At 60.0% G+C, this 15,259-nt stretch carries 15 protein-coding genes; 10 read left to right on the forward strand and 5 right to left on the reverse strand.

Translation table 11 applies throughout. The features are described 5' to 3' along the window. The first annotated feature begins 574 nt into the window (after positions 1–574). The 6 genes from ACQZ45_RS14370 to ACQZ45_RS14395 all read left to right on the forward strand — a co-directional run bounded on the left by ACQZ45_RS14370 (position 575) and on the right by ACQZ45_RS14395 (position 8,289). Positions 575–1,954 carry a GH1 family beta-glucosidase gene (locus ACQZ45_RS14370; RefSeq protein WP_448742305.1) on the forward strand — a complete coding sequence of 460 codons (1,380 nt, stop codon included), beginning with the start codon at positions 575–577 and terminating at the stop codon, positions 1,952–1,954. 372 nt (positions 1,955–2,326) lie between these two features. Continuing rightward, positions 2,327–2,956 (forward strand): NAD(P)H-dependent oxidoreductase, encoded by a 630-nt coding sequence (locus tag ACQZ45_RS14375; protein WP_003516226.1) that lies wholly within the window; start codon positions 2,327–2,329, stop codon positions 2,954–2,956. A gap of 295 nt (positions 2,957–3,251) precedes the next feature. Continuing rightward, on the forward strand, positions 3,252–4,352 hold the full coding sequence (locus tag ACQZ45_RS14380; protein WP_162692105.1) for a methionine ABC transporter ATP-binding protein: 1,101 nt from the start codon (positions 3,252–3,254) through the stop codon (positions 4,350–4,352). Continuing rightward, complete coding sequence (locus tag ACQZ45_RS14385) at positions 4,342–5,010, forward strand: methionine ABC transporter permease (RefSeq protein ID WP_003516230.1); 669 nt, start codon at positions 4,342–4,344, stop codon at positions 5,008–5,010. Before ACQZ45_RS14380 ends, ACQZ45_RS14385 begins: the two co-directional genes overlap by 11 nt. A 53-nt stretch (positions 5,011–5,063) precedes the next feature. Next, positions 5,064–5,843: a MetQ/NlpA family ABC transporter substrate-binding protein gene (locus ACQZ45_RS14390; protein WP_003516232.1), complete on the forward strand. Its 780-nt coding sequence runs from the start codon at positions 5,064–5,066 to the stop codon at positions 5,841–5,843. Between the two features lie 196 nt (positions 5,844–6,039). Further along, positions 6,040–8,289, forward strand: coding sequence for a bifunctional diguanylate cyclase/phosphodiesterase (locus ACQZ45_RS14395; protein ID WP_003516234.1), 2,250 nt, complete (start codon positions 6,040–6,042; stop codon positions 8,287–8,289). 110 nt (positions 8,290–8,399) lie between these two features. Here the strand turns inward: ACQZ45_RS14395 and trhO are convergent, their stop codons facing one another. The 3 genes from trhO to ACQZ45_RS14410 all read right to left on the reverse strand — a co-directional run bounded on the left by trhO (position 8,400) and on the right by ACQZ45_RS14410 (position 10,838). Then, positions 8,400–9,356: an oxygen-dependent tRNA uridine(34) hydroxylase TrhO gene (gene trhO / locus ACQZ45_RS14400; RefSeq protein ID WP_149916179.1), complete on the reverse strand. Its 957-nt coding sequence runs from the start codon at positions 9,354–9,356 to the stop codon at positions 8,400–8,402. A gap of 101 nt (positions 9,357–9,457) precedes the next feature. Further along, positions 9,458–10,366 (reverse strand): CHAD domain-containing protein, encoded by a 909-nt coding sequence (locus tag ACQZ45_RS14405; protein WP_149916180.1) that lies wholly within the window; start codon positions 10,364–10,366, stop codon positions 9,458–9,460. Beyond that, on the reverse strand, positions 10,350–10,838 hold the full coding sequence (locus tag ACQZ45_RS14410; protein ID WP_025595043.1) for a CYTH domain-containing protein: 489 nt from the start codon (positions 10,836–10,838) through the stop codon (positions 10,350–10,352). The genes ACQZ45_RS14405 and ACQZ45_RS14410 overlap by 17 nt, the downstream gene beginning before the upstream one ends. Positions 10,839–11,009: 171 nt before the next feature. Between ACQZ45_RS14410 and ACQZ45_RS14415 the strand changes: the two genes are divergently transcribed. The 4 genes from ACQZ45_RS14415 to ACQZ45_RS14430 all read left to right on the forward strand — a co-directional run bounded on the left by ACQZ45_RS14415 (position 11,010) and on the right by ACQZ45_RS14430 (position 13,473). After that, the gene (locus ACQZ45_RS14415; RefSeq protein ID WP_003516242.1) at positions 11,010–11,648 is read left to right on the forward strand and encodes a 2-dehydro-3-deoxy-phosphogluconate aldolase; all 639 of its coding nucleotides are present in this window, start codon (positions 11,010–11,012) and stop codon (positions 11,646–11,648) included. Between the two features lie 110 nt (positions 11,649–11,758). Beyond that, positions 11,759–12,454: a tellurite resistance TerB family protein gene (locus tag ACQZ45_RS14420; protein ID WP_111789865.1), complete on the forward strand. Its 696-nt coding sequence runs from the start codon at positions 11,759–11,761 to the stop codon at positions 12,452–12,454. Positions 12,455–12,554: 100 nt separating this feature from the next. Next, entirely contained in the window at positions 12,555–13,247 is a 693-nt protein-coding gene (locus ACQZ45_RS14425; RefSeq protein ID WP_019566970.1) for a GNAT family N-acetyltransferase, read from the forward strand. After that, positions 13,234–13,473, forward strand: a complete 240-nt coding sequence (locus tag ACQZ45_RS14430; RefSeq protein ID WP_003516247.1) for a hypothetical protein — start codon at positions 13,234–13,236, stop codon at positions 13,471–13,473. The genes ACQZ45_RS14425 and ACQZ45_RS14430 overlap by 14 nt, the downstream gene beginning before the upstream one ends. On the opposite strand, the gene ACQZ45_RS14435 is transcribed toward ACQZ45_RS14430, so the two are convergent. Then, positions 13,464–14,525, reverse strand: a complete 1,062-nt coding sequence (locus ACQZ45_RS14435) for a nickel/cobalt transporter (protein ID WP_149916181.1) — start codon at positions 14,523–14,525, stop codon at positions 13,464–13,466. The two genes, ACQZ45_RS14430 and ACQZ45_RS14435, sit on opposite strands and share 10 nt — an antisense overlap. Further along, positions 14,519–15,160: a DUF1007 family protein gene (locus ACQZ45_RS14440; protein ID WP_004430943.1), complete on the reverse strand. Its 642-nt coding sequence runs from the start codon at positions 15,158–15,160 to the stop codon at positions 14,519–14,521. Before ACQZ45_RS14440 ends, ACQZ45_RS14435 begins: the two co-directional genes overlap by 7 nt. Positions 15,161–15,259 lie beyond the last annotated feature (99 nt).

Genomic DNA, 15,259 nt, shown 5'->3' on the forward strand with positions numbered 1-15,259 from the left:
TAGCCGGATTAGGGGGCATGCTCGCCGTCTGCTGCCAAAGGCGAGAACATTTCCGCGCCACCCCTCCTTTCTTTCCAGTCTCTTACCGCAAAACCTTTCCCCCGCATGTCCCCACCCGTCCATTTCGCTGCATCATTCCCCTGCAACCGGAACGGAAGGGCGATACGCGCGGCGCCTTTCGCGGACCGGCTGCCGGCATCGACAAGCGTGGTTCTGGCAAACCGCGTTCCGGAAAGGCGTCCTGCAATTGCCAGCAGCGGGAAGGGCCGATCCGGTAGGTGTCGTGAAAAGGCTGTCACCGATGGACCGGCATTCCGGTCAAACGAGGCGCGGCCCGGCAGATGCAAGACTTTCCACCACACTCAACTCCCATCCGCATTTGCCGGGCTGTCGTTTCTCCCGCCGCCGGGAAACCGTTGCGGCGACTTTCGTGTAACTAAAGCGCTTTGGATATCTTAACCGCGCTGCTGAAACGTTGCAGATTTTGCGCGCCTGCGGCTGTACCTCATTGCTGACTTGGTCTAAACCGCTCTCCATCTTTTGACGCTCGATGGATGACGAAAGGGCCTATCCGATGACCGATCACAAAGCGCTTGCAGCCCGTTTCCCCGGCGATTTCCTGTTCGGCGTGGCGACCGCCTCGTTCCAGATCGAGGGTGCCACCAAGGTTGACGGCCGCAAGCCATCCATCTGGGATGCCTTCTGCAACATGCCGGGCCATGTCTTCGGGCGCCACAATGGCGACGTTGCCTGCGATCACTATAATCGCTGGGAGGATGATCTCGATCTCATCAAGGAAATGGGTGTCGAGGCCTATCGTTTCTCCATTGCCTGGCCGCGCATCGTTCCCGATGGCTTCGGTCCGATCAACGAGAAGGGGCTGGATTTCTACGACCGCCTCGTCGATGGCTGCAAGGCGCGCGGCATAAAGACCTATGCGACGCTTTACCATTGGGACCTGCCGCTGACACTAATGGGCGACGGCGGCTGGGCCTCGCGTTCCACCGCCCATGCCTTCCAGCGTTACGCCAAGACCGTCATGGCACGGCTGGGCGACCGGCTGGATGCGGTGGCGACCTTCAATGAACCCTGGTGTGCGGTTTGGCTCAGCCATCTCTATGGCATTCATGCGCCGGGCGAGCGCAACATGGAAGCAGCCCTTGCGGCCATGCACCACATCAACCTTGCCCATGGTTTCGGCGTCGAGGCGTCCCGCCATGTTGCGCCCAAGGTGCCGGTCGGACTGGTGCTGAACGCCCATTCCGTCATCCCGGCCTCCAATAGCGACGCCGACCTGAAGGCAGCTGAACGGGCATTCCAGTTCCACAACGGCGCGTTTTTCGATCCGGTCTTCAAGGGCGAATATCCGGCCGAAATGATGGAAGCCCTGGGCAGCCGCATGCCGGTGGTGGAGGCGGAAGACCTGTCCATCATCAGCCAGAAGCTCGACTGGTGGGGCCTGAATTATTATACACCGATGCGCGTTGCCGACGATGCCACCGAAGGTGCGGAATTCCCTGCCACCAAACCAGCCCCGGCCGTCAGCGATGTCAAAACCGATATCGGCTGGGAAGTCTATGCGCCGGCGCTGCATTCCCTGGTGGAGACGCTCTACGAGCGCTACGAGCTGCCCGATTGCTACATCACCGAAAATGGCGCCTGCTACAATATGGGCGTCGAAAACGGCGAGGTGGATGATCAACCCCGTCTTGACTATTACGCCGAACATCTTGGTATCGTTGCTGATCTGGTGAAGGACGGTTACCCCATGCGGGGTTACTTCGCCTGGAGCCTGATGGACAATTTCGAATGGGCGGAAGGGTACCGCATGCGCTTTGGCCTCGTGCACGTGGATTACGAAACGCAGGTTCGTACGTTGAAGAACAGCGGCAAATGGTACAGCGCGCTGGCATCGGGTTTTCCGAAGGGGAACCACGGTGTGATGAAGGGGTAAGGCTTTCTCCCTCATCCCTGTGCTTGTCACAGGGATCCAGCCAGCCCAAGTCCTTGGGCTGGGATGAGTATTTCCGCCACGCAGACGCGTGTCGGCCAGATTCCTGTGACAAGCACAGGAATGAGGGTGGAGAGGATGGCTCCTATGTGAACTTTACCTGCCGTATTCCCTCACCAGGAAAGTACACGATCGCTCTCTCCAATAAAGTTCTTCCACCTTACTATCAGTTTTCCAAACTTTTTTGCCAGTTACCCGGCGGTGCCTGCTTGCGCCTGCCATCCTGTCTCCTATGTCAGGCAGGCTACGCAGACGTAGCGCCTGCTGCTGCCTCATCCGGAGCGGTGCGGGCTGGTCCTCCCAGGGAAAACGAACATGCTTATCGAAAAACTCAACTGGCGTTATGCCACCAAGAAAATGGATCCTTCCAAGACTGTTGCGGAAGACAAGGTCGAGCGCATCGTCGAAGCCGCCCGGCTGGCGCCGACTTCCAGCGGGTTGCAGCCGTTCGAAGTCATCGTCGTTACCGATCCGGAAGTTCGCGCAAAGATCCGCGAGATCGCCTGGAACCAGGCGCAGGTGACTGAAGGCTCGCATCTTCTGGTGTTTGCGGCGTGGGATAACTACACGCAAGAGCGGATCAACCATATGTTCGATCTGGTCAACGAAGAGCGTGGCGTCAAGAACGAGGGCTGGGAAGCGTATCGTCAGAAGCTTCTCTCCTCCTATCCGCAGCGTGATGAGCAGGTGAATTTCGAACACGCAGCCCGTCAGGCCTATATTGGTTTCGGCATGGCGGTGGCGCAGGCTGCTTTCGAGGGTGTGGATTCCACACCGATGGAAGGTTTCGATCCGGCCAAGCTGGATGAAATCCTCGGCCTGCGTGAAAAGGGCCTGCGCTCCGTCACCATCCTGCCGCTCGGATACCGCGAGCCGGAAGGCGACTGGCTGGTGAACCTGAAGAAGGTCCGCCGCCCGCTTGAGGAATTCGTCAGCCGCGTCTGATTTCCACGCACTCGCGAAGTCTTGACTGCCGCAGGGCCGCACAGACGGCTTTGCGGTAGATTTTTTCTCTGATTTCAGATAATTGAAAAATCATCCCTGTTAAAAGATGGCGCCTGCGGGCAAGTATGCGCCATCGAATTGCCGATCCCCGGCATTTCTGAGTGAAAGCCTGACGAAATGACCCGGAAAATCAGCTGTCATCGAATGTGCCGGAAGGCTGCATGAAGAGAGCGGTTCAGCACCGCAACAGGATTTTTTGAGACCCGATCCGTCAAGAGTTTTCGCAGAGTTCCCAATGAGTTTTTCATCCAACGCGACATCGCTCGCGCGCGCACCGCAGACTGCCAAGGACGCGATGGTAACGTTTGAAGGCGTGACCAAGACCTTTGGCGGCAGCGATGGCAAGCCGGGCTTCGCAGCCCTCGCCGGCATTGACTATGTCGTGCCGAAGGGTTCCATCACCGGCATAATCGGCCGCTCTGGTGCCGGCAAATCCACCCTCATCCGCCTCGCCAACGGCCTTGAAAAACCGTCGTCCGGCCGGGTGGTCGTCGACGGCGTCGATGTTGCCGCCCTTGATGAGAAGAGTCTGAGGACCCTTCGCCGTTCCGTCGGCATGATCTTCCAGCACTTCAATCTTCTGTCGTCGCGCACCGCTTTCGACAATGTGGCGCTGCCGCTAGAAATTGCCGGTCTCGGTAAAAAAGAGATCGAAACGCGGGTAACGCCGCTGCTCGAACTCGTCGGCCTTTCCGACAAGGCGAAGCGTTATCCGGCGGAACTGTCGGGTGGGCAGAAGCAGCGTGTCGGCATCGCCCGAGCGCTTGCGACGCAACCCAAGCTGCTGTTGTCGGACGAGGCGACGTCCGCGCTCGATCCGGAGACGACCCAGTCCATCCTTGAACTCCTGAAGCGCATCAATGCCGAACTTGGGCTGACAGTGCTGCTCATCACCCACGAGATGGAGGTGGTGAAGACCATCGCCTCGCAGGTCGCCGTCATCGACAGGGGCCTGATCGTGGAGGAGGGGCGCACCTTCGATATTTTCACCGCGCCGAAACACGAGACGACCCGCAGCCTGCTGTCGTCCTCGGTCGGGGTTAAGCTGCCGCACTGGGTTACATCAGGGTTGAAGCCGGAAGCCGAGGAGGGTGACCGCGTTCTCGTGCGGCTGGTGTTCTTCGGCGAAACGGCATTCCAGCCGCTGACCGCGCGTCTTGTTGCGGAAATCGGTCCTGACGTGAACATCCTTGCCGGCACCATCGAGGAAATTTCCGGCGAACCATTCGGCTCGCTGGTTGTGTCCTATCCGGCCACGGCGGAAACCACCGCCCGCGCCGGCCGCTTTTATACTGAGACCGGTCTTCACACGGAGGTGCTCGGTTATGTCGCCTGATATGCTTTTCAACCTTCTGTCGAAGGGTCTTCTGCAGACGCTGCACATGGTCGCGGTCGCCGGCATCGTCGGCTCCATCATCGGCGTGCCGATGGGCGTTTTCCTTGCCACCAGCGGCAAAGGCGAACTCTTCCCCGCGCCGATGACGAACCGCATCCTCGGCCTTGTCGTCAATGCGGCGCGCTCCACGCCCTTCATCATTCTGGTGGTGGCGATCATTCCCTTCACGCGGCTGGTCGCCGGCACTTCCATCGGCACCAGTGCGGCCATCGTGCCGCTGACGGTTGCCACCGTGCCTTTCATCGCGCGGCTGGTGGAAGCGGCGATCCGCGAGGTCGACAAGGGCCTGATCGAAGCGGCCCGCGCCATGGGCGCAACACCGTTGCAGATCGTCACCAAGGTCCTGCTTGCGGAAGCAAAGCCGGGCATCACACTGGCGCTTACCCTCACGCTCGTCAGCCTCATCGGTTATTCGGCCATGGTCGGTGCTGTCGGCGGCGGCGGGTTGGGTGATCTCGGCATTCGCTACGGCTACCAGCGCTTCATGCCTGACGTGATGCTGGTCGTGGTGCTGGTGCTGATCGTGCTCGTGCAACTCGTGCAGAGCGCCGGCGACCGGCTTGCCCGCAGCTTCGACAAGCGCACCCGCAAGAACTGATAAAACCGTTCACGAACAACAATCCCAAGAACAACAAACCCAAGGAGACATCCATGAAAAAAATCATCCTCGCGGCTTCGCTCGCCGCTCTCTTTACCGCCGGTCAGGCGCTGGCCGAAACCATCAAGATTGGTGTTACACCTGCCGAGCACGCGCAGATCATGGAACAGGTCAAGAAGATCGCCGCCGCCAAGGGACTGGACATCGATATCGTCGAGTTCTCCGACTACGTCGTGCCGAACCAGGCACTGGCAGACGGTGAGCTTCAGGCCAACTCCTTCCAGCACCAGCCTTACCTCGACAACCAGATCGCTGACCGCAAGTTCGATCTCGTCAGCGTCGGCACCACCATCACCACCCCGATGGGCGTTTATTCGAAGAAGGTGAAGAGCCTTGACGAGCTGAAGGACGGCGCGACGGTCGGTATTCCGAACGACCCGACCAATGGCGGCCGTGCGCTTCTCGTTCTCGCTTCCAAGGGTGTGCTCAAGGTCAAGGAAGAAGCCGGTCTGAAGGTGACGCCTGCCGACATCACCGAAAACCCGAAGAACATCCAGATCGTCGAACTTGACGCTGCGCAGTTGCCGCGCTCGCTGGATGACACCGACGCGTCGGTCATCAACACCAATTATGCCACGGCAGCAGGCCTGAACCCCAAGAAGGACGCCATCGCCATCGAAAGCGAAAAGTCCCCTTACGCAAACGTCATCGCCGTTCGTGCGCAGGACAAGGACAAGCCGTGGGTGAAGACGCTGGTGGAATCCTACCACAGCCCGGAAGTGAAGGCCTTCATTCTGGAGAAGTTCAACGGCACGGTCATTCCGTCCTGGTAATCAGGCCTGACACGATTGAAGTTGCAGCCTCTCCCGTTCGCGGGGGAGGTTTTTTGTTTGCGGGGCGAACGCATCCGCGGTTTTTATGAAAATCCCCCACCATTGTGGGGAGAATTTTTCTCTATTTCACCCCTACTGTCGTTTTATACCCGTTGTTTTTTGTGGCGTCGCCACAATCCAACTTAACGGCTTTTGAATGTTTCCTTCGCAAGATGATGCTTTCGAAGGGGATTTTATGCGGATTGCGCCGCGAAACATTGGGGAATATTTGCCGGTCGGGCGTAGAACCGCCGTCGGCGTCGTATTGTCCACATTTGCGCTGGTGCTTCTCATTGTCACCGCGCTGGTCTTGTCTGCTCTGAGCCAGGTCAGGGAAAGGGCGAACTCGCTCGACAATGCCCGCTCGCGCGAGACAACGGCGGGCGCCCTTGTCACCTTCCGCGACCAGCTTGGCGCGACGCTGAACGACTACGCCGCCTGGGACGATGCTGCCGACTATGTCTACGCCCCCGACAGGTTCGACTGGGTGGCGAGCAATTATGGCGAGATGACGGTCAACAGCGATCTTTTCGATACCGCCGTCGTCCTCGACGAAGACGGCAAGGTCCGCATGGCCTACCAGAACGGCAAGCCGGTTGCCTGGAAGCCCCATGACTATTTCGCAGAAGGCCTCAAGGAGATGATCGAACGGGTGCGCTCCATGCGTCCCGGCATCGCGTCGCAGGTCACCGGTTTCGTGAAAACCCGCGACGGCGTCGCGGCTACGGGGGTCGCGCTGGTGCGGCTCAAATCCGGGGTCTTGCCTCCGGTTGGATCCGAGCGGCGATATCTGATTTTCGCCCGTCATCTCAAACAGGCGACGGTAGACAAGCTGGCCCGCAATTACGTCATCGATGGTCTGCAACTGCAATATGGCGACGGACCGGCGACCAACCATGTGGATGTCGTCAATCCGCTTGGTGATGTGCTGGCGCGGCTCGTCTGGCGCTCCCAGCTGCCGGGGGACGTGAGCTTCCATGAGGCCAGGCCGGTCGTCTTCACGGCACTCGGCATTGCCGGAACGTTCTTTCTCGTACTTCTCATCATCGGTTCGGCGACGCTCGACCGGCTGAAGGCTGACGAAGCGGCGGCGAGGGAAGAGGCGCTGCGCGATCGTCTGAGCGGGCTCAGCAACCGCGCCGGGCTGTTTTCCAAGCTGAACCGCATGGTGGGCAAGGCCCGCCACGACAAGACCGATATCAAGCTGCTTTACCTCGATCTTGATGGTTTCAAGGAGATCAACGATTCCTACGGTCACGCTGCCGGCGATCGGCTGATCAAGGGCGTTGCGGCGGCGCTCAGGGTGCTTGTGCCGGAAGATGCCGTGCTCGCGCGGCTCGGCGGCGACGAATTCGCCATCGCCATTCAGGGTAACGACGTGTGGTCGGAAGGCCGCAAGCTCTGCCAGGCGCTGCTCGAACTGTTCACCGAGCCGTTCAGCATCGGCGAGCGGGTGGCGAGCATCGGTTGCAGCATCGGCACTTCCGTCTCCAGAGCCGGTGATATCAACGGTGAGGAACTGCTGCGCCGCGCCGACATGGCCATGTATCAGGCCAAGGAAAACGGGCGTGGGCGTTATGTCGCCTACGAGCTGAAAATGGATGCGCTGCGCGAGGAAAAGCTGCAGCTTGAGGCCGATCTGCGTTATGCCATCCTGAATGACGAGATATCGGTGGTCTACCAGCCGGTCGTCAATGCCGCCACGCGCAGCATAACCGGGGTGGAGGCGCTTGCCCGCTGGCAAAGGCCGGGATACGGCTTCGTGCCGCCGGATATATTCATCGCCGCTGCCGAAACCAGTGGCCTTATCGAGCGGCTCGGCCTGCTGGTGCTGCGCAAGGCCTGCGAGACGGCGGGTCAATGGCCCTCCATCAAGCTCTCGGTGAATATTTCACCCGTTCAGTTCCGCAATCCGGCCTTTTCCGGCAACGTGGCGGATATTCTCGCCGCCACGCAGACGCCAACCGCAAGGCTGCGGCTGGAAATGACCGAGGGCTATTTCATTCAGAATCCGGAGCGGGCAAGTGCGGCAATCGACAAGCTGAAACAGCTTGGCCTGCATATAGCGCTCGACGATTTCGGAGCCGGTTTCGCCAGCGTCGGATATCTGCGCCGCTTCGGTTTCGACCGCATGAAGATCGACCGGTCGCTGGTCATGGCCCTGGAACAGGGCGGGCGGTCGCTGGAAATGTTGCAGGCAACCGTGGCGCTTGCGAAATCTCTCGATATTCCGGTCACGGCGGAGGGCGTCGAGACCGAAGAACAGGCGGCTATCCTGCATCTGTGTGGCTGTGACGAATTGCAGGGCTACCTGTTCTCAAAACCCGTCGCCGCTGAAGAGATTACCGCCATGCTGGAGGAGCAGACGGCGCCGCTGTTTGCGCTTCGGGCAGGGGCAAAAGGGTGATCCACACTCCGTCACCCCGGACATCATCCGGGGCCCAGGGCGATCAAGTGGTTAATCGCGTAAGAGCTTTCCCACCGTGAAGACGTGCCGTGGCTGGCCGCCGATCCGCTTTAGCGCCCCAGATGGCGCTCGCCGCGCTTCTTTGCCAGTTCGATCTGCTGCTGCCGGTCGCGGAACCTCTGGCGGTCCTCTTCTGTCCGGTCGTCGTAACAGCTCGGGCAGGACACACCTTCCTCGAACAACGGGGATTGGCGCACCTGCGATGTGATCGGGTTGCGGCAGGCGTGGCAGAGCTTGTGATCGCCTTCGGCAAGACCGTGGACGACGGAGACGCGCTCGTCAAACACGAAGCAGGCGCCTTCCCACAGGCTCTCTTCTTCCGGCACCTCTTCCAGATATTTCAGGATGCCACCCTTGAGGTGATAGACCTCATCGAACCCCTGTTCCTTCATGAAGGCGGTCGCCTTTTCGCAGCGGATGCCGCCGGTACAATACATGGCGATCTTCGGCTTGTTGTGCAGGCCGGGATTGTTCTTTACCCAGTCGGGAAACTCGCGGAAGGTCTTGGTCTTCGGGTCCACCGCGCCCTTGAAGAGACCGATCGCGGTCTCGTAGTCGTTGCGGGTGTCGATGACGATGGTGTCCGGGTCGGAGATCAGCGAGTTCCAGTCGCGCGGATCGACATAGGTGCCGACAATGCGGTTGGGATCGATATCCGGCACGCCCATGGTGACGATCTCTTTCTTGAGCTTCACCTTCATGCGCACGAAGGGCATGTTCGATGCCCGGCTTTCCTTATGTTCCAGCGCCGTAAATTCCGGCTGCGCACGCAGGAAGGCAAGTATGGTGCGCACACCCGCATCCGGCCCGGCAATGGTGCCATTGATGCCTTCCGCCGCCAGAAGCAGCGTGCCCTTGACGCCGTTTTCCCGGCAAAGCTGAAACAGCTCGTCGCGCAGGCTTTCAAACCGCGGCAGGCGGGCGAAATGATAAAGCGCAGCCACGAGAAAATCGCCAGTGGGGTGAGGGGCGGCTTCCGGGCGGGGGAGAATGGTGGTGTCGGTCATGGGCGCTGAAATACAGCGGCGGCGGCCGCAAATCAATATTTATCCGCCGCTGCCGGTATTTTGAAAATCGTCAAATTCTCAGTCTCTTCGGGCTTTCCGGTCTACTTCGCCGCCTGCCGCCATAAAAGGCCGACGATGCGGCTTTCGGTTCTGGCGGATTCGGAGAAGACTTCGTTTGCCAGCTCAAGGGCATCTCCGCGCAGCGCCTGCTGCCTCTGAATGATTGCATCGAGAAGCAGAGCCAGTCGCTCGCCATTGCCGAAACGCTCCGGTTCCCGGTCCGCAAAGGCTGCAAGGACCGAAAGATCGTGCTCGTGGCCAAGGATGTCGACCAGCCGCTTGGTGTCGGCCCGCTTGGCGCGCATGGCCGATGGCCAGAGGCGGCGCAGAAGGCCGAGATGCATCCAGTAGGCCTGGCCCGCCTTGCGCAATTCGTGGAAATGTTCGACGTCGGCCTGCTCATGGCAGTCGGCAAGTGCTTTACGCGCCCTCTTCCTCTGCTTCGCCCACCCGGTTTTCACCAGCCTTGTCACATCTTTAAGCTCGTCCGGCAGCGACACTGCCTTCAGCCTCTTGCGTGCTTCCTCGCAGCCGGCGATGGCGGCCGCAATGGCCTCGTCGAGACCTGCCTCATGTTCGATGGCGTGGTCACGGCGCTTGCGCAGGACTGTCGCGATCGATCGCAGCGCCTTTCCTTGCGTCGTGGAGGCCGCGAAAGTCTCGAGATACTCCACCGTCTCCACCAGCGCCGTCGCTTCCCGCGCAAAAGCGAGCGAGCGGGCGATGTCGCGAAAGCGGGCGTTTTCCTCTTTGCTGAAATCGGGTGCTGCCCTGGCGATGAGGCGGTAGAGGGCGCGCAGCCGCTTGAACCGCTTGCGGGCATCGTGCACCGCCTCATCGCGCCCGGAAGGCTGGTCGCGAAGGCTGGTTATCGCCTCTTCGATGAGTTCCAGTCCCGCGCGGCGGATTTCATCGTCGAACGGTTTGTTCGGGTCAATCCTGAAGGGCATCCGCCAAGTCTCCGTGGGGACAGTCCATGGCGAGCGACTGGTTGGAGAAGCGACGGTCGCCCGTTACTTCCTTGCCAAGCCAGGAGGGCAGATCGGGGTTGGCGTTCTCGTCGTCCATCTCTACCTCCGCCACGATCAGCCCCTTGTATTTACCCTCGAAAACATCGACTTCCCAAGTGAATCCACCGTGATCAACCGTGTGGCGCATCTTCTCGATCACCACGCCGGGGGCGCTGGCCATCAATTCTTCCGCGTCATTCAGAGGAATGGAATATTCATATTCATCGCGGACGAGCGAACTCGCGCCGATCTTGATGGTCAGTGTCGCGTCAAGCCCGTTGACGATCCTGACCCGGACCGAACGATTTTCCAGCGAGGCGACATATGCCTGCCGGAAAGCCATGCTATGCGTCACTTCATTACGCCATTCATCGCCTGCAACCAGAAACTTCCGCTCGATTTCCTTGGCCATGCTGTCTCCGTAAACCGGTGCGCCAGATTATCGCATGAAGACGTCATAAAGAAGCGAATAGATTGAAGTATCTGGATAAAAATGGTCTTGCCATGCCTCGACATCAAGGCCGGGGCAGGCTAATCGATAAACCGGATTTCAATCGTTTCAATCGCGCAAGGGAGGCTTATCTTGGCCCAGGACTCCGAAAAACTGCTCTCCATCCTCAAGCTGCAGCCAGTCGTGCCGGTGCTGATCGTGGATGATGCCGCTTCCGCCGTGCCGCTCGCGCGCGCTCTGGTCGCAGGTGGCCTGAAGGCAATCGAGATCACCATGCGCACGCCGGCGGCACTCGATGCCATCCGTGCGGTTGCGGCGGAAGTGGAGGGCGCCCATGTCGGCGCTGGCACCATCCTCAACGCCAAAGATTTCGAGGCGGCCGCTGAAGCCGGTTCCACCTTCATCGTCAGCCCCGGCATCAACAAAAGCGTGCTGGAAGCTGCGCGCGCCTCCAACGTGCCGCTGCTTCCTGGGGCCGCCACGGCAAGCGAAGTCATGGCGCTGCGCGACGAAGGCTACAAGGTGCTGAAGTTCTTCCCGGCGGAACAAGCCGGTGGCGCGCCATACCTCAAGGCGCTGTCCTCGCCGCTCGCCGGCACGGTGTTCTGCCCGACCGGCAGCGTCTCGCTGAAGAATGCCAATGACTATCTTTCCCTGCCGAACGTCGTCTGTGTCGGCGGTTCCTGGGTTGCTCCGCGCGAACTGGTGGCAACGGCTGACTGGGCCGGCATCACCAGGCTCGCTGCCGAAGCCGCAGCACTGCGCGGCTGATCTGCCACTTCTTCAAGCCCGTTCACGAAGGCGTGAGCGGGTTTGTCATTTGTATTCGTGCCATGGCTCCCTATCTTCCCGTGTAGACTTTACCCTCACAGGAGATTTTGATGTTCGACGCCAAGAAGCTTCTTGAACAATTCCTCGGCTCACAGGTGCCGGGCCTTTCGGGAAGCGTCCGTGACAGAGCCGGGCAGGCCGCCGATATCGCCAAGAACAATCCGATGAAGGCCGGTGCGCTTGCCGCCGCCATTCTGGGCACAAAGACCGGCCGCAAGCTCGCCGGCAATGTCGCCACCATCGGCGGCGTCGCGGCCATCGCCGGTCTCGGTTATCTCGCCTACAAGAATTACAAATCCGGGCAGGCACCTGAAGTAGCTCCAAAACCCGAGCCGGAGCTTCTCGCCCCGCCCGTCGATTCCGCCTTCCATCCGCAGTCCCCCGCCCTTTCCAACGATTTTGCGCTGAAACTCATCCAGGCGATGATTGCCGCTGCCAAGGCAGACGGCCATATCGACGAAAAAGAGCGCGCCAACATCATGGATAAGGTGCAGGTGTCCGGCCTCGACACTGAAGCCGAGCGGTTCCTCGAAAAGGAACTGGCCGATCCGCTGGATATCGACGCACTGGTGGCTGCTGCCCGCACAGAGGAGCAGAAGGTGGAAATCTACACCGCCTCGCGTCTTGCCATAGAGGCCGATACGCGGGCTGAGCGCGGTTATCTCGATCTGCTTGCCGGGCGGTTGGGGTTGCCCGATGCGCTGGTCGATCATATCGAGTCGACGGTGGTGGCGGCGAAGGTTTGAGGTTAGAAGAGGGGGGTGAACCACGCCCCCCTGCCGTATATGCACTGTTGTCATCCAGCCCCGCTTGGCCTAATCCTTCTCCCAGACAATGGGGAAGAGAATGCGCGATCTGAGTGATTTTAAGGGATGTCCGGCGCCGCAGCCGGTGACGCTGAAGGGCCGTTATGTGACGGCGGAAACGTTTGATCGCGACAGGCATCTTGCAAGGCTCTGGACTGCGCTTGGTGGTGAGGGGGTCAATGCGCTTCTCAAATATTTCCCGCAAAGCGGCTTTGCCGATGCTGCAGCCTTTGGTGACTGGCTTGTCAACGCGGGTGATAAACTCAACTGGGTGACATTGGTTTTCGTTGAAAATGCCACCGGTGACGTCGTCGGAATGGCAAGCTACATGCGGCCCGATCCCGCCAATGGCGTGGTCGAGGTCGGTTCGGTTGCCCATGGCGCCAGGATGAAGCGCTCGCCGCTTTCGACCGAAGCGCATTATCTGATGGCGAAACACGTTTTCGAGGATCTGGGTTACCGCCGCTACGAGTGGAAATGCCACAATCAAAACGAACCCTCCAAGATCACTGCGAAGCGTTACGGCTTCACCTTCGAGGGTGTGTTCCGCCAGCACATGATCTCCAAGGGTGCCAACCGCGATACGGCGTGGTTTTCCATGATCGACGGCGAATGGCCGTTGATTGGCAAGGCGTTTGAAATCTGGCTTTCGCCGGAGAATTTTACGGCCGATGGCGCGCAGAAGCGCAAGCTTGAGGATATCCGCGCGGAGCTCGCCCATGACCACGCCTGAAAAGAAGGCTGGCTCTGGCCGTAAAGACTGGTCGCCGGGCCTTGCCGCCGCTGGCATCATCCTTGGTTTTGGGCTGGTGTTTTACGTGATGCCGAAAATCATGCTATGGCTGGGGGATTATTCGCCCTTTCTTGCCGCGGCTTTTGGCTCGGTGGTGGTGCTGTGCTTTTTCCTGCTGTTCTGGCTGCGCGCCCGCTACCAGCGCCGCCGCGACAGTCAGAACTGAAGCGACGCGCCAAGCAGCATAAGGCCCATCAAAAGCACGAACAGCGCACCGGCAATCTCGATCGCGTGGCTGATGCCCGCTGCCCTGCGGCTTCCGGGGCCGGCGAAGCGCACGGCAAGCCCCTTGGCCGAGACGGCCATGATGGCAAGCAGCGATACGGTGATGGCGGTACCCAGCGACATGGCAAGCACGGAAAGCACGCCGCCGAGAAAAATCCCGTTCAAGAGCGCAAAGCTCATGACGATGATGGCGCCGGAGCATGGCCGCAGGCCAACTGCGATGATGGCCGACCACGCTTCGTGCAGGCTGAAATTCTTGCCTTTGAGAAGCAGCGGATCGGGCGCGTGCGATTTTCCGCAGGAGACGCAAAGATCACCTGTGCCGCTATGGACGTGGTCCGCGAAAACCGGCTTGCCCTGAAACCTGAGGCCCGTGCCCATGCCCGTGGTTCTGACTGCTGTTGCTTCCCCCGCAACCGCGAAGGCTGCAACCGGTACGCGCCGGATGCGCAGCGACCAGAGCTTGCGTAGCAGAAGCCAAGCGCCGAACAGCGCCACCATGGCAAAGCTGGCGATCTCCATTGCCTGCGTGGCTTTCGTCATGGTGATGGAGGTGCCGCGCAGCACGAGCCAGGCTGCGACAACGAGGCCGATGGCCATTGCGCCCTGAATGAGTGCTGAAATGAAGGAAATGAGAATGCCGCGTTTCAGCTGCGTTTCATTGGCGATCATATAGGAAGAGATGACAGCCTTGCCGTGGCCAGGACCGGCGGCATGAAAGACCCCGTATGCGAAGGAGAGGCCAACCAGCGATGCCATCGCCCAATTGTCTTCGCGCATGGCTTTCAGGGCACCGGTCAGCGCCCGGTAGAACATCTGCTGGTGCACGTTGATCCATTGCATCAGCGGCGCGAACGGCCCGCCAGGGGCAAAGGACGGCTCGGCCGAGCCTATGCCGAGCGGCGATTGCGCATGGGCAGCACCTGCCACAGCCAGCACGCAGATTGCGACGATGGTCAGGTGTCCGCAAAGGCGCCCGCTTCGGCTCAGCATGTCACCTCCAGCCGGGTGGCGAAGAGTTTGGTCATGTCGGTGCCGGTCGGGTCGTTGAAGAAGGCGTCGGTGAGCGAACTCTGGTTTTGTGAGATCACCTCGTCCGGGTCGGGGCGCACGACATGGTGCTTGCAGGCGGCGAGATCCTTGCCGACGGTCGCCAGATCGCCGTCTTTCGCAAAATCGATCGCCGTATACATGGTCGGGTCCCACGCGCCGAAGCTGAGCTTGCCCTTGATGGAAAGCGGCGTGTTTGGCTTGACGGAAAAGAACATCAGGATCTGCTTGTCCTTGTAGTCCACATGAATGGTGTCGGGCTTTGCGAAATCCACCTGTTTTCCGTTGGCGGTGATGAAGGTGTAGTAGGAATATTCGCCGAGCGATTCACGCACGGTGTTGCCGATTTCGGCCAGCTCGTTCTTGTCCAGCTTCAGGTCGCCGTTCTTGTCGTAATCCATCACCACGCTTGCCGAGAACATCTCGTCGAAACGCCAGATGTTGCGCACCTCCTGGATGGTACCGTTCGGCCCCTCGACGATTTCCATGCGCGCTTCGGCGAAAATATGCGGATGTGCCGCGGCGGCAACGGGAATGGAGGTCAGGCCAGCCGCAAGGAGCAAAAGTCGTCTGTTCATTATCCGGTCTGTCCTGCCTTCGAATCTCGGAGCTGGATTCTAGCAGAAATTGGGACCGAATTTCGACCTGATATGCGCTTTGGTGATGTGGCTGCCCTA

It is taken from the genome of Agrobacterium sp. 16-2014-1-2a (assembly GCF_053522705.1).

Bases quoted from the DNA above. Each gene is read 5' to 3' on its own strand.
- ACQZ45_RS14370 (WP_448742305.1), top strand. From the start codon at position 575: ATGACCGATCACAAAGCGCTTGCAGCCCGTTTCCCCGGCGATTTCCTG.
- ACQZ45_RS14375 (WP_003516226.1), top strand. From the start codon at position 2,327: ATGCTTATCGAAAAACTCAACTGGCGTTATGCCACCAAGAAAATGGAT.
- ACQZ45_RS14380 (WP_162692105.1), top strand. From the start codon at position 3,252: ATGAGTTTTTCATCCAACGCGACATCGCTCGCGCGCGCACCGCAGACT.
- ACQZ45_RS14385 (WP_003516230.1), top strand. From the start codon at position 4,342: ATGTCGCCTGATATGCTTTTCAACCTTCTGTCGAAGGGTCTTCTGCAG.
- ACQZ45_RS14390 (WP_003516232.1), top strand. From the start codon at position 5,064: ATGAAAAAAATCATCCTCGCGGCTTCGCTCGCCGCTCTCTTTACCGCC.
- ACQZ45_RS14395 (WP_003516234.1), top strand. From the start codon at position 6,040: ATGTTTCCTTCGCAAGATGATGCTTTCGAAGGGGATTTTATGCGGATT.
- trhO (WP_149916179.1), bottom strand. From the start codon at position 9,356: ATGACCGACACCACCATTCTCCCCCGCCCGGAAGCCGCCCCTCACCCC.
- ACQZ45_RS14405 (WP_149916180.1), bottom strand. From the start codon at position 10,366: ATGCCCTTCAGGATTGACCCGAACAAACCGTTCGACGATGAAATCCGC.
- ACQZ45_RS14410 (WP_025595043.1), bottom strand. From the start codon at position 10,838: ATGGCCAAGGAAATCGAGCGGAAGTTTCTGGTTGCAGGCGATGAATGG.
- ACQZ45_RS14420 (WP_111789865.1), top strand. From the start codon at position 11,759: ATGTTCGACGCCAAGAAGCTTCTTGAACAATTCCTCGGCTCACAGGTG.
- ACQZ45_RS14425 (WP_019566970.1), top strand. From the start codon at position 12,555: ATGCGCGATCTGAGTGATTTTAAGGGATGTCCGGCGCCGCAGCCGGTG.
- ACQZ45_RS14430 (WP_003516247.1), top strand. From the start codon at position 13,234: ATGACCACGCCTGAAAAGAAGGCTGGCTCTGGCCGTAAAGACTGGTCG.
- ACQZ45_RS14435 (WP_149916181.1), bottom strand. From the start codon at position 14,525: ATGCTGAGCCGAAGCGGGCGCCTTTGCGGACACCTGACCATCGTCGCA.
- ACQZ45_RS14440 (WP_004430943.1), bottom strand. From the start codon at position 15,160: ATGAACAGACGACTTTTGCTCCTTGCGGCTGGCCTGACCTCCATTCCC.